The 23,702-nt window shown below is 35.7% G+C and carries 17 protein-coding genes and 1 tRNA gene; 8 read left to right on the top strand and 10 right to left on the bottom strand.

Features of this window, described 5'->3' with window-relative positions:
- Positions 1–27: 27 nt before the first annotated feature.
- On the bottom strand, positions 28–3,717 hold the full coding sequence (locus RCH13_RS10270; protein WP_326987151.1) for a phosphoribosylformylglycinamidine synthase: 3,690 nt from the start codon (positions 3,715–3,717) through the stop codon (positions 28–30).
- A gap of 82 nt (positions 3,718–3,799) precedes the next feature.
- Complete coding sequence (gene purB, locus RCH13_RS10275; protein ID WP_326987152.1) at positions 3,800–5,227, bottom strand: adenylosuccinate lyase; 1,428 nt, start codon at positions 5,225–5,227, stop codon at positions 3,800–3,802.
- A gap of 169 nt (positions 5,228–5,396) precedes the next feature.
- On the opposite strand from purB, the gene RCH13_RS10280 reads away from it, so the two are divergent.
- Positions 5,397–6,995 (top strand): GMC family oxidoreductase, encoded by a 1,599-nt coding sequence (locus tag RCH13_RS10280; protein WP_326987153.1) that lies wholly within the window; start codon positions 5,397–5,399, stop codon positions 6,993–6,995.
- 46 nt (positions 6,996–7,041) lie between these two features.
- Positions 7,042–8,403 carry an aldehyde dehydrogenase gene (locus RCH13_RS10285; protein ID WP_326987154.1) on the top strand — a complete coding sequence of 454 codons (1,362 nt, stop codon included), beginning with the start codon at positions 7,042–7,044 and terminating at the stop codon, positions 8,401–8,403.
- A gap of 34 nt (positions 8,404–8,437) precedes the next feature.
- On the opposite strand, the gene RCH13_RS10290 is transcribed toward RCH13_RS10285, so the two are convergent.
- Positions 8,438–9,019 carry a thioredoxin family protein gene (locus RCH13_RS10290; protein WP_326987155.1) on the bottom strand — a complete coding sequence of 194 codons (582 nt, stop codon included), beginning with the start codon at positions 9,017–9,019 and terminating at the stop codon, positions 8,438–8,440.
- Between the two features lie 89 nt (positions 9,020–9,108).
- Between RCH13_RS10290 and RCH13_RS10295 the strand changes: the two genes are divergently transcribed.
- The 6 genes from RCH13_RS10295 to RCH13_RS10320 all read left to right on the top strand — a co-directional run bounded on the left by RCH13_RS10295 (position 9,109) and on the right by RCH13_RS10320 (position 14,677).
- Positions 9,109–9,981 (top strand): lysophospholipid acyltransferase family protein, encoded by an 873-nt coding sequence (locus RCH13_RS10295; RefSeq protein ID WP_326987169.1) that lies wholly within the window; start codon positions 9,109–9,111, stop codon positions 9,979–9,981.
- 30 nt (positions 9,982–10,011) lie between these two features.
- Positions 10,012–10,980, top strand: a complete 969-nt coding sequence (locus RCH13_RS10300) for a glycosyltransferase family 2 protein (RefSeq protein WP_326987156.1) — start codon at positions 10,012–10,014, stop codon at positions 10,978–10,980.
- A 63-nt stretch (positions 10,981–11,043) separates the two neighbouring features.
- Positions 11,044–11,901 (top strand): alpha/beta hydrolase, encoded by an 858-nt coding sequence (locus RCH13_RS10305; protein WP_326987157.1) that lies wholly within the window; start codon positions 11,044–11,046, stop codon positions 11,899–11,901.
- Between the two features lie 52 nt (positions 11,902–11,953).
- Positions 11,954–13,234: a hemolysin family protein gene (locus RCH13_RS10310; protein WP_326987158.1), complete on the top strand. Its 1,281-nt coding sequence runs from the start codon at positions 11,954–11,956 to the stop codon at positions 13,232–13,234.
- Positions 13,235–13,243: 9 nt separating this feature from the next.
- Positions 13,244–14,014 carry an alpha/beta hydrolase gene (locus RCH13_RS10315; protein ID WP_326987159.1) on the top strand — a complete coding sequence of 257 codons (771 nt, stop codon included), beginning with the start codon at positions 13,244–13,246 and terminating at the stop codon, positions 14,012–14,014.
- A 105-nt stretch (positions 14,015–14,119) separates the two neighbouring features.
- A complete protein-coding gene (locus RCH13_RS10320) occupies positions 14,120–14,677 on the top strand; it encodes a 3'-5' exonuclease (RefSeq protein WP_326987160.1) in 558 nt (185 codons plus the stop codon).
- Between the two features lie 37 nt (positions 14,678–14,714).
- On the opposite strand, the gene apaG is transcribed toward RCH13_RS10320, so the two are convergent.
- From apaG to RCH13_RS10355, 7 genes are all read right to left on the bottom strand, one after another.
- On the bottom strand, positions 14,715–15,101 hold the full coding sequence (gene apaG, locus RCH13_RS10325) for a Co2+/Mg2+ efflux protein ApaG (RefSeq protein ID WP_326987161.1): 387 nt from the start codon (positions 15,099–15,101) through the stop codon (positions 14,715–14,717).
- Positions 15,102–15,182: 81 nt separating this feature from the next.
- On the bottom strand, positions 15,183–16,439 hold the full coding sequence (gene odhB, locus RCH13_RS10330) for a 2-oxoglutarate dehydrogenase complex dihydrolipoyllysine-residue succinyltransferase (protein WP_326987162.1): 1,257 nt from the start codon (positions 16,437–16,439) through the stop codon (positions 15,183–15,185).
- 47 nt (positions 16,440–16,486) lie between these two features.
- Complete coding sequence (locus tag RCH13_RS10335) at positions 16,487–19,291, bottom strand: 2-oxoglutarate dehydrogenase E1 component (RefSeq protein ID WP_326987163.1); 2,805 nt, start codon at positions 19,289–19,291, stop codon at positions 16,487–16,489.
- A 99-nt stretch (positions 19,292–19,390) separates the two neighbouring features.
- Positions 19,391–20,428, bottom strand: a complete 1,038-nt coding sequence (locus RCH13_RS10340; protein ID WP_326987164.1) for a polyketide cyclase — start codon at positions 20,426–20,428, stop codon at positions 19,391–19,393.
- Between the two features lie 75 nt (positions 20,429–20,503).
- Complete coding sequence (locus RCH13_RS10345) at positions 20,504–21,772, bottom strand: glucose-1-phosphate adenylyltransferase (protein WP_326987165.1); 1,269 nt, start codon at positions 21,770–21,772, stop codon at positions 20,504–20,506.
- Positions 21,773–22,151: 379 nt separating this feature from the next.
- Positions 22,152–22,225: transfer RNA gene (locus RCH13_RS10350), tRNA-Asp, on the bottom strand.
- A 593-nt stretch (positions 22,226–22,818) separates the two neighbouring features.
- Positions 22,819–23,702: hypothetical protein (locus tag RCH13_RS10355; protein WP_326987166.1), on the bottom strand; the 884-nt coding region annotated here is incomplete at its 5' end.

Raw genomic sequence — 23,702 nt, forward strand, 5'->3', positions numbered from 1 at the left:
TATTATCAATTAGCCTTATATCACCTGTTACATGAAATATTCTACTCCGTTTCTAAAAATATTATGATAATTGGCAGTTGGAATATTTTTCATTAATCCTTCAGAAAATCGTTCAGGATGGCCCATTCTACCGAAAATTTTACCACTCTCACTCGTAATTCCTTCGATACCAAAAAGGGAATTATTTGGATTAAAAGGCATTCCATGTGCAACGTTAGCTTCCTGATCAATATACTGCGTTGCAATCTGACCTTTTATATACAACTGCTTAATTACCTCTTCAGACGCCATGAATCTACCTTCTCCATGGGAAATTGGGATGGTATAAACTTTCCCCTTCATCCCTTTCAACCAAGGCGAATCATCATTAATCACTTTTACATCTACCATCTGAGAAATATGCCGTCCAATTGCATTATGAGCCAATGTTGGGGAATCTGCATCCAAGTCCCGAATTTTACCATACGGCAAAAGCCCAGATTTTACCAGGGCCTGAAAACCATTACAAATCCCCAAAATCATCCCATCTCGGTCCAACAAATTTTGAACAGCTTCTCTAATCCGCTCATTCTTTAAAACGTTCACAATAAATTTAGCAGAACCATCAGGTTCATCACCCGCAGAAAAACCACCAGATAAAGCTAAAATTTGGGAGTCATTAATTTCGGAAATCCAAGCGTCTAAACTTTCATTAAGAAGATGATGATTTAAATTAATCAAAGGCAAACTTGAAATTTTCGCTCCTTCTTTTCGAAAGGCATTTTGTGTCTCATATTCACAATTAGTTCCAGGAAAAATTGGGAGAAAAACTTTCGGCTGTGCTATTTTATGAGTTCTCATTAGAATCTGACTTGGCTTAATAGCATTTAAATTCTCATCGATATTAAGGACAATATTGTGCTTTTCTATAGTAGAAAATAAATCTTCAAATGTTCCCGTATAAACATCAAGTAAATTTTTGATTTTAAAATCTAAACCATTGATTTTCAAAGCTTCAAAATTTACAACCTCTCCAATTACTTGAAGTAAAGAATGATTGATTTCCTCTGTACTTTCTATGAGGAAACTGCCACAACCCTTTTTCAACAATAGGTTTTCCGAGACCTTAATATCCGCGCCAAAATGATTACCGAAAGTCATTTTCGCCAAGGCCACTGCAATACCTCCATCCTTAATTGTCTTCACCGAAACAATCTTTCTAGTGGAAATTTTTTGATGTACAAACTCAAAAATTTCTTTTAAATTTTTGTAATCCGGCATTCCATTTTCTTGCGGAGTATGATTAAATAAATACAATTTATTCCCTATCTTTTTCAATTCAGGAGAGATGATATTTTTCTTCTCGCCGTTCGCACAAGCAAAAGAAATTAACGTTGGTGGAACATGAATGTCATTAAAACTACCGCTCATGGAATCTTTTCCACCAATGGCAGCCAATTCAAAATTCATTTGAGCATCATACGCTCCCAAAAGTGCGGCTAAAGGTTTACCCCATTTCTCAGCGTCTTTACCCAATTTTTCAAAATACTCCTGAAAACTTAAACGGATATTTTTATAATCACCGCCCATCGCCACAATTTTGGCGACACTTTCTACCACCGCATTTGCAGCACCCACCAAAGAATTTTGGGACGACACATCTGCATCAAATCCCCAACTTGCGAGTGATACAGTTTCTACGTTCTTCGCGTGCAATACAGGCAACGTTTGAACGCTTCCTTCCATTTCTGTCATTTGATACCTGCCACCAAAAGGCATTGCTACGGTTGTTCCACCCACGGAGGAATCAAACATTTCTATAAGACCTTTTTGAGAGGCTATATTTTTATCCGCCAACAGTGTTAAGAAATTTTCTTCGTTAAAGGTTATCTCCTTATTTTCAACAGGTTGCAAGTGGGAAATTGAGGCGTGCTGTTTTTTAGCACACCCATTAGAATCTAAAAATTCTCGACTTAAATCGACAATCGTTTTTCCCTGCCAAAACATCTTCATGCGGCCCGAATCCGTTACTTTTGCAACCTCTACCGCTTCTATGTTCTCCTTTTGACAATATTTTATAAATTGATCTTTGTCTTTTGCTTCAATGACTACTGCCATTCTTTCTTGTGATTCCGATATTGCGAGTTCTGTTCCGTTCAAACCTTCATATTTAAGCGGAAGATGATCCAAATTAATTTCTAAGGAATCTGCAATTTCTCCGATGGCTACTGAAACTCCGCCCGCACCGAAATCATTTGATTTCTTAATTAAAGTTGTCACTTCTTTATTTCGGAATAATCGCTGAATTTTTCTTTCTTCTACGGCATTACCTTTTTGAACTTCCGTAGAAAGCTCATGAATAGAAGTCTCGTCCTGCTCTTTGGAACTTCCGGTTGCCCCACCAACACCATCTCTACCTGTAGCTCCACCTAATAAAATAACCAAGTCGCCAGTTTCTGGCTTTTCCCGTCGGACCCAATCTTTTTTCACTGCACCTACAACGAAGCCCACTTCCATGCGTTTCGCTTTGTAACCTTCGTGATAAATTTCGTGCACAGATGTTGTAGCTAACCCGATTTGATTTCCATAAGAGGAATATCCGTTTGCAGCTTGTTTCGTAATTGTTCTTTGCGGAAGCTTTCCGGGTAACGTTTGTGAAATTGGCTCCAACACATCTGCTGCACCAGTTAATCTCATGGCTTGATACACAAAAGCTCTGCCTGATAAAGGATCGCGAATGGCGCCACCTAAACAGGTTGAAGCGCCACCAAAAGGTTCTATTTCTGTGGGATGATTATGGGTTTCGTTTTTAAATAATAAATACCATGGTTCTTTTTTACCATCAAATTCGGCTTCAATTTCAATTGTACAGGCATTAATCTCGTCAGAAACAACCAAATTATCCAGCTTTCCGGTTTTGTGAAAATATCGTGCACAAACAGTCGCCAAATCCATCAAGGAAATTGGCTTGGCTTCTCGCCCTAAGAATTTTCGTTTTTCTAAATAATCATTAAATATCGATTCTAAAGTAGATTTAAAAGAATCATTAAATTGAATATCAGTCAATTCCGTTTCAAAAGTGGTATGTCGGCAGTGATCGCTCCAATACGTATCCAAAACTTTGAGTTCTGTCTCGGTTGGATTTCTATTCTCGGTTTTAAAGTAATTTTGGATAAAATCTAAATCATCTAAACCAAAAGAAAATCCGTGGTTGGTATAAAATCCCTCAAGTTCTTCCTTCGAAAACTCATTAAAACCTTGGAATGTTAACACTTGGTCTGGAATTTCTTGCTTTGGAATTTCCAATTTTGCCAAGTTTTTCTCCTGCGCTTCAACTTTATTGATGAGGATATTTTTGATGGTTTCTAAATCCTCTTCCGTCGCACCAAAAAATTCGTACAATTTTCCACTACGGACAATAGATGATTCATTTCCCGTCAATAAAGCGATGCATTGCTGTGCAGAATCTGCTCTCTGATCATATTGACCTGGTAAAAATTCTGTTGAAAAATGCAAATTTCTCGCAGGATTTTCGGCGTGGAGAATGTCTGTCACTGGATCCACAAAAGTATTGAAGATCACTTTATTCAATTCGTCTTCGTTTACCTCAAACACATCGTAAACGTTATACATTTTCACATTTTGCAAATGTGGAATCGTATTTTTTAACTCATCAAATATTTTAGGACTTTCTACATCGAAAATTCCTTTTTTTTCTACGAAAATTCGTTTTTTCATTTTCAATTTTATTGATAAACTTTGTCAAAAATTTAGAACTTTAACAAAGTAAAAAATGCAGCCAAAAAGGCTGCATTAAAATTTAAACTTTAAGGTCGGCTTTTAGCCCAATTAGTTCGGAATATTTATCAAGAATAGGCTTCACTTCATTTTCGATAAATTCTTCAGTTTGAATTGGTGCAAAACCAATGAAATTTTTGGGATCCAAAACTTCTGCAATTTTAGATTTGTCCATTTTTAAAGAATCATCCTTCATAATTCGCTCGATCAGGTCATTTTCCTTGCCTTCCATTTTCACTTTTTTTGAAGCTTCCATGGAATGAACACGAATTGTTTCATGAATTTCCTGTCGGTCTCCGCCGGCTTTTACTTCTTCCATGATGATATATTCTGTGGCCATAAAAGGAAGTTCTTCCATGATATGTTTGCGGATTCTATTTTCGTAAACCACAATTCCGTCCATAATATTATTCCAGATCAAGAGAATCGCATCCACGGCTAAAAATGCTTGTGGAATGGTTAATCTTTTGTTGGCAGAATCATCTAGAGTTCGCTCAAACCATTGTGTAGAAGCAACCATGGCTGAACTTGTTGCCAAAGACATTACAAATTTTGCCAAGGCTCCAATTCTTTCAGATCGCATCGGATTTCTTTTATAAGCCATCGCCGAAGAGCCAATTTGACTTTTTTCAAAAGGTTCTTCTAGCTCTTTTAAATTCTGGAGGAGCCTTAAATCATTTGTGAATTTATGGGCAGATTGTGCAATATTGGAAAGCAAGGAAACCACTTTCGCGTCGATTTTTCGATCGTATGTTTGTCCGGAAACGCCAAAAACTTTTTCAAATCCAAATCTATTAGAAAGTTCTTTATCTAAGGTTTTTACTTTATCATAATCCCCGTCAAATAATTCTAAAAAGCTGGCTGCAGTTCCCGTAGTTCCTTTAACTCCTCTAAATCTTAAAGTCTCTAGAAAGAATTCCAATTCTTCTAAATCTAAAATTAATGATTGTAACCAAAGCGTGGCTCTTTTACCGACCGTCGTTAATTGTGCAGGTTGATAATGGGTAAATCCTAGAGTGGGTAAATCTTTATATTCAAGAGCAAATGAACTCAGTTTTTGGATGACATTAACCAACTGCTTTTTTAGGTGCAATAGTCCATCACGCATTTGAATAAGATCCGTATTGTCTCCTACAAATGCGGAAGTTGCGCCTAAATGAATAATTCCTTTCGCCAAAGGAGCTGCGTCGCCATAAGTATGCACATGCGCCATAACATCATGACGGAATTTCTTTTCATATTCTGCAGCTTTCTCATAGTCAATGTCTTCGGCATTGTCTTTCAGTTGGGAAATCTGTTCCTCAGAAATATCAAGTCCTAAATCTTTTTCAATTTCAGCGAGTGCAATCCACAGTTTTCGCCAGTTTCGGAACTTGTTATTGGGTGAGAAATTATAGAGCATTTCTTCACTCGAATAACGTTCTTCAAGCGGGTTTTTGTAAGAATTCATTGTAAATCTTTAAGGACACAAAAGTAATAGTTTAAGAGGAGAAATGAAAGTTAATCAATCTTAAATAAATTTTTTTGTTATTATATTATTTAGCACATTATTAAAAATTACGTGTTTTTAATTATATGATGAATTAAATGAGTAGATTTAAGAAATAGACTGTAAGAAAATGAATGTAGACTTTATCATTATTGGGGCGGGTTCTTCTGGAAGTGTTTTAGCAAATCGCCTGAGTAAAAATCAAGAAAATTCTGTTTTATTATTAGAAGCAGGTGGAAAACCAAGTTTTCTATCAAAAATTCCGGGTTGGTACAGTTTATTGAATCGCGGCAAAATGGATTGGGCATTTTCGACAGAGCCTCAAAAATTTGTCAATAATCGAAATATATATATTCCAAGAGGGAAATCCTTAGGCGGTTCAAGTGCAACAAATGCAATGGCATATGTGCGCGGAAATGCAAAAGATTATGATGATTGGCAAGAAATGGGAAATGAGGGTTGGAATTACGAATCAGTTCTTCCCTATTTCAAAAAATCTGAAAATAACTTTTCCTTTAATGATAAGTTTCACGGGAAGGATGGCGAATTAAAAGTTTCATTAAGAAAAGAATACAGTAAGTCGACCTATAACTTTATCGAAGCCTGTAATGAAAATGGCTTAAATTTTAATGAAGATTATAATGGCGAAAAGCAGGAAGGTTCTTCATTTTTGCAATTCACGATTGATCAAAATATTCGTCAAAGTACATACGAAGCATTTCTAAAACCCATATCTGATCGAACAAATCTAACCCTCAAAACAAAGACTTCGGTCAAAAAAATATTGATAGAAAATGGGAAAGCGATTGGTGTCGAAATTTACACTGGCAAAAATTCAACGGAAAAAATATTTTGCAATAAGGAAGTCATTCTTTGTGCGGGTGCCATTCAATCTCCACAACTTTTAAAAATTTCAGGAATTGGTCCAAAAGAGGAACTTAAAAAGTTTGACATCGATGTAATTAAAGATTTACCCGCAGTTGGGGAAAATCTGAAAGACCACGTTTGGACAGGAACAAGCGATTTTAGTAAGGTGAACGGACTAAATAATGTCATTAAGAAAACTGGTTTCGTCAACAACTTATTTCAATATTTACGAAAGAAAGAATCTTTGCTCAATCATTCGATCATAGAAACCACGTCTTTTTTTAAATCTTCAGAAGATCAAAAAGTTCCTGATTTACAATTTCACTTCTCGCCTTTGCACATGGGAAAGGATTATAAAGCAGATCTATACAATCCTTTTTCCCTCCCAACAACCAATGGATACACGATTTTAGCAATTTTACTTCATCCAGAAAGTACGGGTTCTATTCTTTTGCAATCTAAGGACAGCCGAATTGCGCCTCTTATTCAACCTAATTTCTTATCTCATGAAAACGATGTGAACCGTTTATTAATTGGCTTAAAGAAAGCAATGGATATAATGGATTCGTCTAGTTTTGATGATGTCCGGCTGGAGAAAATGGATTGGCCCAAAAGGAATTCATCTGATGAAGTTTTAATTGAGCATCTTAAAAAAACCTTGGAAACGCTTTATCATCCAGTTGGAACCTGCAGAATGGGAAATGATGAAAATTCTGTGGTTAACAATAAGTTGCAAGTTCACGGAATTGAAAATCTGAGAATTGCGGATGCTTCCATCATGCCCGATATTATTTCTGGAAATACCAATGCGGCATGTATTATGATTGGGGAAAGAGCAGCAGGATTTATAATAAATAATTAAAAGATTTTTAAATCTTTTAAACAAAATACACTTCAAAAAATAAATAATGGATTTTCAAAATATATTAGAAAAGCAAAGAGAATTTTTCAATTCGCAAAAGACGAAGAATGTCAAATTCAGAAAAATGTATCTGAAAAAACTACGGGATGCCTTGGTCAATAATGAACAAGAACTTTACAGAGCAATCTTCGAGGATTTCGGAAAATCAAAATTTGACACCTATACCACAGAGATTTCCTTTGTTTTAAAGGATATTGACTACTATTTAAAAAATATAAATTCCCTTTCAAAGCCAAAAAAAGTTTCGACCAACTTAGCAAATCAATTTGGTTCTAGTAAAATTTACAGTGACCCTTTGGGATGTACTTTGGTGATTGGTGCTTGGAATTACCCTTACCAACTTTCACTCTCACCGATGGTGACGGCAATTGCAGCTGGAAATACCTGTATCTTAAAACCAAGTGAAGTATCAGAAAATACGGCAAAAGCAATGTCAAAGATTATAACTGATGTTTTTCCACCAGAATATGTATCCTTAATAGAAGGCGGCGTAGAGGAAACAACCGAACTTCTAAAGCTTAAATTTGATAAAATATTTTTTACTGGAAGTACCAAAGTTGGAAAGATTGTGTACGAAGCGGCGGCGAAAAACTTAACGCCAGTTACCTTAGAATTAGGCGGGAAAAGTCCAGCAATTGTTTCGTCAACAGCAGATTTTGACGTCGCTGCAAAAAGAATTGTTTGGGGCAAATTTATTAATGCTGGGCAAACGTGTGTAGCGCCAGATTATATTTTAGTGGATGAAAAAGTGAAAGACAGCTTCTTGGACACCCTAAAATCTTATATTCAGAAATTTGAATACACGGCGGAGTCGCCTCAATACACCCAAATTATCAACATTAGAAATTTTGAACGATTGGTAAAAATGATTGATCAGGATAAAATTTTCGTGGGTGGGAATTCTGATGCTGCTAAAAGATTCATTGAACCAACTATTCTTCATAATGTTACCTGGGATGATGCTGTAATGAAGGAAGAAATTTTCGGTCCTATTCTTCCCGTGCTGACTTTTAACAACTTTAATGAAGCGTTACGAATGATTGCAGAGCAAGAAAAACCACTTTCCGCGTATTTATTTACCAAGGATTCTGATGAAATCGAAAATTTTGTAAATAAGATTTCTTTCGGTGGTGGTTGTATCAATGATGTGGTAATGCATTTAAGCAATGATAACTTACCTTTTGGCGGTGTGGGTAATTCTGGAATTGGAAGTTATCACGGTAAATATGGATTCCAAACTTTTTCTCACCAAAAAAGCGTTTTAGACCGCGCAACTTGGGGCGAACCCGATTTAAAATATCCACCTTATACTGAAGATAAACTCAATTGGATTAAAAAATTACTCTAATAAAAAAACCGAGAAATTTCTCGGTTTTTTTTGTTTATGCTTTTGGCGTCCACTTATTAAAAAAGTCTTTAACTTTTTGCAAGCTGTATCCTTTTCCTTCCTCCAAAACTGCGCTATCTTGGGTATGAATCATTTTACCATTCTGATCTAAAACGATGAAAACGGGGTATCCAAACTTTTTTCCTGGATTATCATAGGCTGCAAAAACTTTTTCGTTTTTATTTTCTGGCGAATAATTAAGATGGTAATAAATATAATTTCGATCTACAATTTGTTTTAACTCTGGAGTTTTTTGAACATAATCATTAAATCTTAAACACCAGATGCACCAGTTTCCACCAGCTTGAATCATGATATTTTTATTTTCTGCTTTTGCCTGTGCTACTAATTCTTTAATTTTAGCTTCCGCATCTTCCTTGTCATTATAAGGTTTTGGTAGTTTTCCCAGTTCAGCTGCGGCCAATTTTTTCTTTTCTGCTAGAATTTCGGCACTATCCTTTGCAACCACTGTGGTATCACTATCCGTTATTTGCACTTCTTCATTTTTTTGGGAACATGCAGTGCTAAATACTAATGCTGTGGCTAAAAACCCTATTTTCAATTTCGATTTGTTCATGAAATTATTTTTGTTTCTATAAATTTAGATTTTCCTGCTACAAATATTAAACCTAAGTGCTAATTATTCTTAAATTTGCAGGCTGCATGATGAATATCCTCCTTAAAATTTTATTTCTAATTTCTAAATTACCGTTGAGAATACTGTATCTATTTTCGGATCTTATTTTCTTTTTTAACTATTACTTTGTGGGTTATCGCAAGTCAATTGTTTTAGAGAACCTTCAAAAATCCTTTCCGAATAAAGACAAAAGCGAACTGGAGCAGATTAGAAAAAAATTTTTCCACAATTTTTCGGATTATATTGTAGAAACCATTCGCTCCTTTACGATTAGCCAAAATGAAGTCCGAGTTAGAGTTCAGCATTTAAATCAAGATTTATTTCATGAGGCTAAAAAAGAGGGAGAAAATATTATCTTATTGGCGGGTCATGTTTTTAACTGGGAATGGTTCAATGCTTTGGCCAGTGTTGTTCCCCAAGAACATTCTCATCCTGTATATAGAAAGGTCCAAAGTAAATTTTGGGAAGATCAAATTAAGAAGATTAGAAATAGCTTTGGAAATAAAGCTTTAGAAGCGGGAGAAGTGATGCGACATATTTTTCGGAATAAAAATGATGGTAATACGATCTATATGTTTGTGGCTGATCAAACGCCGCATATCAGTTTTGTAGATACTGGTTTAGAATTCTTACATCAGAAAACGCCAGTTTTTACAGGTTACGATAAGTTGGCAACCAGAATGAACTTAACTTTTATCTATTGCGAAATGAAGAAAGTTAAGAGAGGTTACTACCAAATCAATTACCATAAAATTACGCCTGATGGGGAAAAGTTTGTAGAAAATGAAGTCCTTAAAAAATTCCATCAACTACTGGAAAATACCATTAATAAAAGGCCAGATAACTATTTATGGTCTCATAGAAAATGGAAATATGCGCACGGAATTAAAAAAATGGTTTAATACCTTACAATCTTACTAATATCTAAAAATTTGAAGTCTTTAGCAATTGTTATCTTAAACTGGAATGGCAAAAATTGGTTAGAACAATTTCTTCCGAGTGTGTTGAAGCATTCTGAAGGTGCTACCATATATGTGATAGACAATGCCTCCACAGACGATTCAGTTTCTTTTTTACAAACTAATTTTCCCAATGTAAAAAACATTATCAACAAAGAGAATTTTGGATTCGCAGGCGGCTACAATGAAGGTTTAAAGAGTGTTCCCGAAGAAATTTACTGCCTTTTAAATTCGGATGTCGAAGTAACGCCAAACTGGATTCATCCTATTCTATCCATATTTTCAAAGGATTCTGAAATCGCCGCCATACAGCCAAAAATATTGGATTATAACCAAAGAGCATATTTTGAGTTTGCCGGAGCCGGAGGAGGATTAATTGACAATCTAGGGTTTCCCTATTGTAGAGGAAGGGTTTTTGATAAAATAGAAAAAGACGAAGGTCAATTTGATGATACAACAGAAATTTTTTGGGCCTCTGGATGTTGTCTTTTCATACGATCCAAGGATTTTTGGGCGCAGAAAGGATTTGACGAAAGGTTTTTTGCGCACCAAGAAGAAATCGATTTATGTTGGCGTCTGAAAAATAAAGGACGAAAAATATTCTACACGGGAAAATCCGCAGTGTATCACGTTGGTGGCGGAACATTAAGCCAGCAAAATCCGCAAAAAACTTTTTTGAATATCAGAAATAATCTTTCCATGCTGGTGAAGAATCTCCCACTCGCTACTTTAATTTGGATATTCCCCATACGATTAATTCTGGACGTTTTTGCAGGATTTTATTTTGCATATAAAAATGGACTTTCACATTTGTGGGCTTTAATCAGAGCACACTTTTCCGTATATGCACAATTTTGCGGAACTTGGAAAAGGCGAGGGAAACATCAAATCAAAAATTACTACCAGGAAAAATGGTTGGTTTTTAAACATTTTTTATCCTAAGTCAAGCAGTCTGTCTTCTTCTTATTAAACTTCAAATTAAAATATCTACATTTATGCTAACGTATGAAAATAGATTTTTACTTAATATTGGGAATCATCATCGCCCTAATTTTGGTTCTGGGGATTTTGATTTATTTTTTTCAACATCGATTTTTTTTTCAGCCAGAAAAATTACCTCCCGACTTTAAATTTGCGTACGATAATTTAAAAGCGGAAGAGAAAACCGTAGAACCAGAAGCTGGCGCACAAATCAATTACCTCCATTTTCAAGTTGATGACCCAAAAGGTGTCGTAATTTATTTAAAAGGAAATACGAAAAGCATCAAAGGTTGGGGGAAATTTGCGATTGATTTTACACGACTCAATTATGAAGTCATCATGATGGATTATCGGGGCTTCGGAAAAAGTACGGGAAAACGAACTGTTGAAGCCATGAAACGCGATACTCAATACATTTATGACTTGGTTAAGGAAAAATATACAGAAGATAAAATCACTGTTTACGGCAGATCTTTGGGATCTGGATTTGCCGCGAGATTGGCGGCGAAAAATAATCCACGACTTCTTATTCTTACGTCGCCACTCTATTCTCTTCTTCGCACCATTCATCGTTATCTTCCTTTTATGCCGGCGAAACCATTTCTGCGGTATAATATTCCCACCTTCCATTATCTGAAAAATGTAAGATGCCCCATCAAAATTATTCATGGTAGTGATGATCGATTGGTTCCTCTTAATACGGCCGTAGATTTATCGGAAATTAATCCCAAATTAACGCGACTCTACGTCATTTTGCGGGCGGGCCATATCGATATTCATCAGTTTGAAGAATATCATCGCGTGATGGAAGAGATTTTTGAGGAAAGAAAAGTTTTTATCGATCACGGAAAAACCAGCATGGGGCAAAATCATCGCAAGTAAAGCACTTCGCAATACGCCCAAAAAAATTATCTTTACAAAAATTTAAAATTTAATGGAATTATTGATCATCATTTTACTGGTCTTATTGAATGGCGTATTTGCCATGTCTGAAATGTCTCTGGTTTCCTCGCGGAAATTTAAGCTAGAAAATGCGTCAAAAAAAGGCAGCGCTGGTGCAAAAAAAGCCATAGAACTCTCAGAAAATCCTACCAAATTTCTCTCTACCGTACAAATAGGAATTACGCTAATCGGTATTTTATTAGGGGTTTATTCTGGTGAAAATCTCACAAATGATTTTCGAAGTTTTCTGGATCAATTTCCTGTTATTCAGCCCTACTCCAAAACATTGGCAACCATAGGAATTGTAATTTTCATTACTTTCTTATCCATCCTTTTGGGGGAACTCTTACCGAAAAGAATTGCCATGACTTATCCAGAACGGATCATAACAATGCTTTCAAAGCCGATGGATGTTTTATCCAAAATAACCTCCCCCTTTGTATGGCTGCTAACTACCTCAAATAACTTAATACTAAAGCTTTTTGGTATCAAAAGCACCTCAGACAGCATTGTAACAGAAGAAGAAATTAAATCGATTGTGAGAGAAAGTGCGCAAGAAGGTCAGATTGATTACATTGAACACAATATTGTAGAGCGCGTTTTCGAATTGGGTGACCGTAAAATTAATACACTCTTAACGCATCGAACCGCCATGACTTTCTTGAATAGTCAAGACAGTTTAGAAGTAACATTGGCAAAAATTAAAGAAGAAAAACACAATTCTTATCCAGTAGTCAATGGAAATGGATTAGATGATATCATCGGGATTGTAGTGATGAAAGATCTTTTCCCTATTGATGATCCAGAAAACTTTGATTTAAAAAAATACTTGAGGCAACCCCTTTATTTGAATGAAAATTATTACGCCTACAAAGTTTTAGAAGTTTTTAAACAAAAGCAGAATCACTACGGAATTGTAATTGACGAGTACGGCAATACAGTGGGAATGGTGACCATGCACGATGTTTTAGATGCCTTAGTTGGTGATACGGCAATGAATGAAAATTTTGATTATCGAATTATTCAACGAAGTGAAAATTCTTGGCTTGCAGACGCACAATTCCCCATCGTGGAATTTATTAAGTATTTCGATTTGGAATATGAGTTTGATAATAAAGACAATTATACCACGCTGGTTGGCTTTTTCTTGAATGAGCACAATGGCTCTACGGAAATAGGAGACAAAGTTAACATTGAAGATTTGGAATTAGAAATCATTGATAAGGACAAACAGCGCGTGGATAAGATTTTAATTACCAGAATTTCTTCCTAAAAAAAATGCATGGGTAAAATCCTTCAATATCTACAAGAGAAAGTGGTGTTTTTGCCCTCGGTTTTACCCCATCACCACGCTTTTGACTTTAAGCAAAATTTTGAAGAATATTTGTGGGAGACTCCATTTGGGGGGGAAATTAATGTGCTGCATTTCCAGGTTGAAAATCCAAGAGGAGTCATTCTCTACTTTCATGGCAATGCCGATAATTTGCACCGCTGGGGTAAAATTGCAAGTGAGCTGTGCCTTTTCGGGTATGATATTTTGGTGATGGATTACCGTGGTTACGGAAAAAGTACAGGACCCAGAAATGAACATTATCTTTATTCTGATGCCCTGTTTGCTTTTCAATTTGCTTCAGACCATTATGGAGCACAAAATGTGATTGTTTATGGACGCAGCTTGGGTGGAGCTTTCGCCCTGAAAGTTGCCACAGAAAACCAGCCAAAATTTGTTGTTTTAGAAGCTGCATTTTATAATCTGCAAGATATGATCAATCGCTGGCTTCCCGTAAAAGTCACCGACAAAGTGTCTCCCAAAATGACCTATCACTTTCTGTCAAACGAAATTATATTGGATGTTAATGTTCCGCTGTATCATTTTCATGGTTCCAAAGACTTCGTGGTTCCTTTAAAATCTGGAAAAAAACTCTTCTCTTTATACGAAGAAGCAAAACCAGGCATCGAAAAAAAATTCATAGAAATTACTGGCGGGAAGCATGATGACTTGGCAAAATTTGATCTTTTTCGGCGCGAACTTAATAGTATTCTGAATCAATAAGTTTTTGAAATAATAAAGATTTGAATCTTAAGAAAGACCTATATTTTATTTATTTTTGCACGTCTTTATATTTTAAACCTTCCCCTTCTACAAATATAATTTTCCATGATTGATTTTTGTGCCATTGATTTTGAAACCGCTACACACGAAAGAAATTCTGCGTGCGAAATGGGAATTTGTGTGGTAGAAAATGGCGTCATTGTAAAAACTCAGACTTGGCTCATTAAGCCGCCAAGTTTTCCCTACTTTCATCCTAGAAATATTGATGTGCATGGAATTTATCCCAAAGATGTTCAAGATTCCCCCACTTTTGAGGAGATTTGGCATGAAGCCGAAGAATTAATGTATGGCAATTTAATGGTAGCGCACAATGCGGGATTTGATGCAGGTGTACTACGAAGTTGTCTTGATTATTATGGCTTTTTTAAACCGAAATTAAATTACTTGTGCAGCATTTCTTTGGCCAAAAAGTCTTGGAAAAATTTACCAAAATATGGTTTGAAAAGTTTGGCGGAGCATCACAGTATTTCCTTTAAGCATCACCGCGCGGGAGATGACGCAGAAGTTTGCGCGAGAATAGCTTTGCTGGCGTGCGAGCGTTTAATGCTCACGAGAACTGAGGAAGTAAATGAATTAATGAAGAAAAATCTAAAAGTACTTTAAATCAAAAAAAAATTGACTGCAAGAGTCAATTTATATTTTAGTTGCTTAAAACTTCGGAGACCAAATTGAATTTTGGAATTTCTATTTCCATATTTGTATTGGTCAAAAGTTGTGAACAGTAATAGGTTCCCGTCATGTTTCCGACACCAGATCGCAGAACGACATTAGAAAAGTATTTAAAAGTTTCTCCCGGATGAATTTCTGGGGTTAAACCAATCACACCATCGCCGCTCACTTCCGTAAAACCAAATCCGACATCATAAATCAACCATTTTCTTCGGAGAAGTTTGATAGAAAATTCGCCTAAATTTTCAATAGTGATGTTATAGCGGAAAACGTGGCGATTGTCTGAGGGAAAACTATTTTTCACATCATACTCTGGCGTCACGGTCACTTTAATATCGAAAGTAGTGGTAGAAAACATAACACATATTTTAAGACCTTATACAAAAATCCCGCCTTTTTTTGACGGGTTTTTCAATATGTCGATATATATAATCTATCGTTAAAGTTCTAAAGCTTTTCTTTCGTCCCCGTTCATCAAATGTTCTACTGGATTATCAATTGCTTCTTTAATGGCCACCAAGAAACCTACGGATTCTTTACCATCAATAATTCTGTGATCATAAGAAACTGCCAAATACATCATCGGGCGAATAACTACCTGGCCATCAACTGCAACAGGTCTCTGGATAATATTATGCATCCCTAGGATAGCAGATTGCGGTGGGTTAATAATTGGAGTAGAAAGCATGGAGCCAAAAGTTCCACCGTTTGTTAGAGTGAAAGTTCCACCCGTCATTTCGTCAATGGTAATTTTACCATCTCTTACTTTTTCCGCAAGTGATTTGATATTCGATTCCACACTTCTAAAAGTCATGTCTTCTGCATTTCTCAACACAGGAACCATCAAACCTTTTGGTCCAGAAACGGCAATAGAAATATCACAGAAGTCATAAGTAATTTTATAATCTCCATCAATTGATGCATTTACATCTGGATATAATTTTAAAGCTCTTGTAACCGCTTTGGTGAAGAAAGACATAAATCCTAAACCAACACCATGTTTCTGCGCGAATTCCTCTTTGTATTGTTTTCGCAATCTGAAGATTTCTGACATGTCTACTTCATTGAAAGTAGTTAACATTGCGGTTTCATTTTTAACTGAAACCAATCTTGCCGCGATTTTTCTTCTAAGTACAGATAGTTTTGTGGTATTGGAACCTCTGGAACCATTGGTAGAAGATGCATCTCCCATCGCAGGTACAGATGCAGTTTCCGCATCGTCCTTTGTAATTCTACCGTCTCTACCAGAACCAGAAACTTGAGAAGATTCAATTCCTTTTTCCTCTAATATTTTTTTCGCAGCGGGAGAAGGAGTTCCAGTGGCATAATTTGTAGATGCAGCTTTTTCTTCTTTCTTCGCTTCTTGAACTAATGCTGGTTTTTCTACGATTTTTTCTTCAGCTTTTGGAGCTTCTGCATTTTCCGTTTTGGGAGCAGCAGCGCCTTCAGGTTTCGCACCCTCCATATCGATAAGACAAACTACTTGACCAACTTGCACCACTTCACCTTCTTCCGCTTTCAGCGTGATAATTCCACTTTGTTCTGCAGGAAGTTCTAAAGTTGCTTTATCTGAATCTACTTCGGCAACGGGCTGATCTTTTTCCACATAATCACCATCTTTTACCAACCAAGATGCGATTTCAACTTCTGTGATGGACTCACCCGGTGATGGGACTTTCATTTCTAATATAGACATCGTATTATTTTTTATTATTTGTAATTGATTCTGATTAAAACTACTAATTAAGCAGTGACTGGTCTTTTTTCAGGTGCATCATCTCTACCAAAAACTTTATTGATGACAGCATTTTGATTTTTCTCGAACATTTTGTGACTTCCTGGTGCAGGTGAACCACTTGGCACTGGAGAAATAACTTGAATCCCCGTATCACGGAAATTTCTTAAAATGTACGTCCAAGCACCCATATTTTCAGGCTCTTCTTGCACCCAAAGGAGTTCTTTTCGGTTGCTGTATTTTGCAAAAATTTCTTCTATTTGATCATGCTGCAAGGGATACAATTGTTCCATTCTAACCAAAGCAATATTTTCACAGTTCATTTCTTCTTTTTTCGCTAAAAGTTCATAATAGATTTTACCGGAACAAAAAACTAATTTTTCAATTCTTGCCGGGTCTGCTTGTGCATCATCTATTATTGGCTGGAATTTTCCTATAGCAAAATCTTCTAAAGGTGAAATCACTTTCGAGTGACGCAATAATGATTTAGGTGTCATCACGACTAATGGTTTACGGAAATTCCATTTCAATTGTCGTCTTAACAAGTGAAAATAATTCGCCGGAGTAGTCGCATTTGCCACAGTCATATTTTCATTGGCGCACAGCGTTAAAAATCGCTCCAAACGTGCGGAGGAATGTTCTGCTCCCTGACCCTCAAAACCATGAGGAAGTAGAAGAACCAAACCACTTTGGATTTTCCACTTTTCTTCTGAAGCTACTAAATATTGATCGATAATGATTTGCGCACCATTTAAGAAATCTCCAAACTGTGCTTCCCAAATTGTTAAAGTATTTGGGGAGGCCATCGCATAACCATAATCAAAACCTAAAACGCCATATTCTGAAAGGTGAGAGTTGTAAATATCAAATCTGCTTTCGGAAATGTCTTTTAAAGGAACCACTTCTTCTTCAGTGTCTTCAGTTTTTATCACAGCATGGCGGTGAGAGAATGTCCCACGTTCCACATCTTCCCCAGAAATACGGATGTTATTGCCATCAACCAATAAAGTGGCATAAGCCAACCATTCTCCTAAAGCCCAATCGAGTCTATTTGCATCGATTTGCTTTAAACGCGTATCGAAAAGTCTGGTGATTTTATTAATGAATTTTTTATCTTTTGGTAAAGTTGACATTTGAATCGCCAACTTCTTCAATTTTTCTAAGTCAAAAGTAGTGTCAACCGGAGCAAGCATTGCATCATGACCACTTAAAGGTAACTTTTCCCAATCATCAGACATAAAAATGTCTAGGGTGTTTCTTTCAATCTCCTTAGAAGCATCATAATTATCATCTAAAAGATTTTTAAAATCCGCTTCCATTTTTTTCAAAATTTCATCGGATACTATATTTTCTTTGATCAAAACTTCCTTGTAGATCTCTCTAGGGTTCTGATGTTTAGAAATTAATTTATATAAATTAGGCTGCGTAAAACGAGGCTCATCACCTTCATTATGTCCATATTTACGATAACCCAATAAATCGATATAAACATCTTTTCCAAATTCTGCACGGAAGTCTGCTGCAAATCTGATGGCATGCACCACAGATTCTACATCATCTGCATTCACATGCATTACAGGTGATTCAGTTACTTTCGCAATATCTGTACAGTATATAGAAGAACGTGCATCTAAATAATTGGTGGTAAATGAAACCTGATTATTTACGACAATGTGAACCGTTCCACCCGTTTTATAGCCATCCAAAGTCATCATCTGAGCAATCTCATAAACGATTCCCTGCCCCGCAATAGCACCGTCTCCATGAATTATGATGGGTAGAACTTTTTTGTAATCTTTATATTTGTTATCCACCTTTGCGCGGCAAATTCCTTCAACCAAAGCTCCAACCGTTTCTAAATGTGATGGATTTGGAGTTAGGTTAATCGAAACTTCTTCCCCAGATGCGGTTTTAATCTTTTTAGAAGAGCCCAGATGGTATTTTACATCCCCGGAAAATACGTCTTCTTCAAATTCTTTCCCTTCAAACTCCGAAAAGATTTGTTTGTAAGATTTACCGAAAATGTTGGTTAAAACACTTAATCTTCCGCGGTGTGCCATCCCTAATACCACTTCATCTACTCCTAATTGAGAAGAGCGCGTAATTAACTGATCCAAGGCTGGAATTAGAGATTCCCCACCTTCTAGAGAAAATCTTTTTTGACCCACAAATTTGGTATGCAGATAACTTTCAAAAGCTACGGCTTGATTTAATTTTTCTAATATTTCCGTTTTCTCTTCGGCAGAAAGCTTTGCATGGTTTTCATTAACGTGAATCCAGGATCTAATAAACTGCTTTTCTGCAATATTATTAATGTGCATGTATTCTACCCCAATAGATTCACAGTAAATATTCTCTAATCTTTTAACGATCTCTTGAAGCGTAGCTGCTTCTGGCAATCCTGTTTCTACCGCAGAATTAAATTTTTTGCTCAAATCAGCTGCTGTAAGTCCAAAATTTTCAATATCCAAAGACGGTTCATAGTGGCGCCTCTCTCTTACTGGATTGGTATTGGTAAATAAGTGGCCTCTTTGTCTGTATCCTTCAATTAGATTAAGAACCTTAAATTCTTTCTGAATATCTTCAGATAATTGGCCGTTTGCCAAAGAGTGTTCTGCAAATTGAACCGCAGGTGCAGTGGAAGTCGCATTATTTTCAATGGCTTCTTCTTTGTAATTCTCGAGAGCAAAATCAAATCCCTGGAAAAATGCTTTCCAGGAAGGCTCTAAAGAATCGGGAAATTTTAAATATTGTTGGTATAAGTCTTCTATTAACTGCGAATGAGCAGCGTTCAGGAATGAAAATTTGTCCATTATTTACAGATTAACTCTTGATTTAGATTTAAAGTACAAATTTAGCAAAAAAAAGTGAGCTTGCCCTTTAAAAATGGTCAAAAAAACCCTGTTTGATTATTAGAGAAATACAGGTAGGGATAATTTTAAAACCACATTTTGTCCATCCACGGGTTCTTCTATAAATGTCATTTGTAAATCGCCAGAACGCAGATTGTCTTCTTTCGCCTTCGCCATTAGTTGTTGAATTGCCTTTATTCTTCCCTCAAAGGAACCGCGGTAATACATGATATAATTTTGGCTAGAATTGATGGTTCTGAAACTAAAATTGTTATCTGATATGAGAACTTTTTTGGACAAGGGAAATCCATAGTAATAGGATATTTCTTTATCTTTAAAATTAGCAGCATTTGTGATTAAGACGGGTTCTCCATATTCATCATCTCTTTTCGCTAAATCTTTTGTAATGTAGTTAAAACCCTTGTTATGGTTCAAAACAATATTATCAAACCATTGGTTTTTAAGATTTTTAGAATTTACATTAATGCCGAGGAGCAATTGCGATTCCTGCTTTTCTACCATAATACTGTCAAACTTAAGCCCTTCTCGCTGTTTATCTCTATCTACCTTATTACTTAAAACACTGAAAAGGTTTTTCATGCTTCTATCCAAATTAACTACAATTTCATCCTCGGAAAAAAGGTTGAGACTTCGCTTAAGCAAAGGTTGTTTCGGCGTTTGAATGTACCAGACGATTGTGGTTTTATTTTTATTGGGTATAAATTTAATATCAATGGCGTAGGGATTATTCTTTTTCCCTTCAAAAAGTTGATAGCGTAAAGTCTTGTTAGGATTTTCATATCGGATAAAAAGATCACCAAAAAATTCATCTTCATGTTTATCGTGATACGCCATAGAACTTCCTTGCCCTTCATAGGGAGTGAAAAAATCAAAACTAAGATTGGGATTCTCAGAGAAAAAAGAAATCCAGCGTGTAAAGTTTTGCAGATTACTGAATTGCGGAAAAACCTTTTCTACGGGATAATTGATTTCTTTTTTAACCGTGAAACTTTTATTCTCTGCCACGAAACTCATGGATAGGGCATAAATAATCAAAATGAGGAGTGCACCTATAATGCTAAACTTTAACCAACGCATGGGGCAAAAATACAAATTTTGCGACAAAAAAACGCGGATACTGTGTAACCGCGTTAAATATTGAGGTTAATTTTGTTAAGGAATAATGGTACCTGGATTGATGACTGCATTTTTCTTTACCACTACAATTCCATCTTTTATAGAATAATCATCATAATCACCATCTGCCAAATGCTTACCACCAATAATTCGTACGTTATCTCCAATTCGGCAATTCTTGTCTAAAATTGCATTTTCAATGTAGCAGTATTTCCCGACTCCCAAATTAGGAATTCCTTGTTCATCATTTTTTACAATTTCTGTAGTTTGCTGATAGAAATCTGCACCCATCATGTAGCTAGACATTATGGTGCTTCCTCTATCCACTCTACTTCTATTTCCTACAATTGAATTTTCAATTTTATCGGCCATTACTATACAGCCATCTCCAAAGATTGCTTTGCTCACATAAGACCCTAAAATCTTCGAGGGCGGCAACATTCTGGCGCGCGTATAAATTGGTGCTTTGCTAAATAAATTGAACTTAGGGAAATCTCGGGTTAAGTCCAAATTTGCATCAAAAAATGAATCTATAGTCCCAATGTCTGTCCAATAACCATCATATTGGAAACTTAATGTTTTATAAGTACCAATTCCATTAGGGATCAATTCTCCCCCAAAATCATCACCTGGATCTTCTTCGAACATTTTCTTCAACATATCTTTGCTGAAGACATAAATTCCCATAGAAGCTAAATACTCCTTTCCTTCACTTTTGCTCTTTTCGGAAACTTCAGATTTCCATTCATGCAAAATATCGTGAGAGGGCTTTTCTATAAAAGAAGTAATATTTCCTTGGGTGTCGGATTTTAAAATTCCAAAACCGGGAGCATCTTTAGCATTAACTGGGATGGTTGCAATCGTAATATCTCCCTCATTCATACAATGAAAATCAATTAACTCCCGAAAATCCATTTGATACAATTGGTCACCAGATAAGATAAGAATGTAATCATAATCATATTTGTCCAAATGTTTCATGGATTGTCTTACTGCATCTGCTGTTCCTTGATACCATTCTTCATTTTCAACATTCTGCTCTGCTGCTAAAATATCAACAAAACCTTTACTGAAAATATCAAAATGGTAAGAGTTTTTAATATGAGAATTGAGGGAAGCCGAATTAAACTGCGTAAGAACCAAAATTTTATTGTAGCCAGAGTTTAAACAGTTAGAGATTGGGATGTCGACCAATCTGTATTTACCAGCAATTGGAACGGCGGGTTTAGAACGAGAGTAAGTGAGCGGAAAGAGTCTGGACCCTCTTCCACCACCAAGAACAATTGAAATAACATTGGGCTTCATAGTCGTAATTTTATGTTAGAAATCGGTTGCTACACCTCTAACAATATTACTGAATTTTGCGCAGAGAAAAAAATTTTTAGATGATTGCAAGTGCAAATTTATTGAGAAAAACAAATGTTTTTTAGAAATCAAGAAAACGCAGATGAAAAGAAGTGCGAATGATTTAATCTTCATAATCTGGTGAAATAATTTAATTTGAAAATTAGATTTCAAATGAAAATGGAAAACTTGCATTAAAAAAGTCAATTACATGATCTCCTACCCGTTCTTCCACATCGGTAGAAAAACCTTTGTAATAAACATTCTAAATTGCAGAGTACAAAATGTAAACAGAAAACTTCAGCACAAAAAAAATCCTTAGAGATTATCTAAGGATTTGCGATCCGGACGGGATTCGAACCCGCGACCTCCGCCGTGACAGGGCGGCATTCTAACCAGCTGAACTACCGGATCAAATTTTAGTAAAACCCTATTAAAACATCTATAATAAGTTCCATTTTTTACTGGTGCAAATATAGGATTTTTCTCAATATCTGCAAATAAATTTTGAATAAAATTCCGGTTAGTTCAGCATAAAAAAAATCCTTAGAAAAATCTAAGGATTTGCGATCCGGACGGGATTTGTACTTTTTCAAAAAAATCCCTATCCATAAGCTTTATATTGTTCTCTTGTTTATAAGGTCACCGAATAGGTCACTTTTTTAAACAATCTAGAGATCGTCGTTTTTACTGGTGCAAATATAGCTCATTTTTAATTAATTCCAAATATTCACTTCATTTATTTGACACATAAGATGCAATTTGCAGATAATCAAGTCGATTTATTTGACACAATCCTTTTAAAAAATAATGCAATTTTGACATCCTGTACTATCTTACAATTAAATTGTCTTTCAAATCAAATTTCGTATATTAATTCCAACCAAATAAAGCTCATTAATTTTGGGGTTGGAGATTGTATTTGATGTTTTGTTGAAAAAAAGACAGCTCTGTACAAATAATTTTAAAAAGGTATTCTCATAAAATTAAGTGTTGAATAACACACTTTATTTCCGACCTTTCAGCTTTTCAAATTCTCTTAAAGCCCATCTTGATAGCCTTCCACTTTTGTTATCTGCAGCAACTACTCTTCCGTCTGGAAGAAATACACATTGGCACTCATCAGTTAAGAGTTTCAATATATTATTTTCAACATACACCAAGCCTGTTGCCTTTAATTTTTCCAAAAAACCAGATAATGAAGTGTAAGTACTCTCAGAAATAATAAACTCCTCCAGCTTATCATCATTAGTTAAATCAATCTGTTTCTTTTTACATAGTTCATTAATAATAACAAATTGTTTTTTATCAAGTTCGATGGGGTTCCAGTCTGCCACTACCGAATGCTTTACTAAAGGTTCGTATTTGTAATCATGGTAAAAATATTCCCAGCCTAATTTCCCATCACTTTCTTTAATTCTGCAATCCAAAAACGGTTTAACAGGCTCTATTGTTAGATCTTCACCAAATACATCCATTGATAACTCTTTAAATCTATAGGTAAGACGTGTCCATATAAGTTCAAGAAAAAAAAGTGTTGGATTATAGGCTGACGAAGTATAAAATGACCACCAATTTTCATTATTTAACGGCACACCTCCTGGCATCCCGTTTTGCTTCATTATTGAGTATTTATTGCAAATTATAAGATTTGGAAAATTATGGGGTCCAAATCCTCCAATAATGTTTTCATTGCCTTTTGAGATATTACTCTCAAGATAATCTACAAAAGATTGTCTAAAGCCATACTCATTTGAAAAGCCATTATACCCCCAAAGAATTCGAACAGGAAGGACTTGGAAAAAACGCTCAAATTGACCACCAATTTTCGGAGCAAATTGACCACCTGTTCCGGAGTAAACTGACCACCAAGATTCGGAGCAAATTGACC

This window comes from Chryseobacterium sp. MP_3.2 (assembly GCF_035984805.1).
GTDB lineage: Bacteria > Bacteroidota > Bacteroidia > Flavobacteriales > Weeksellaceae > Kaistella.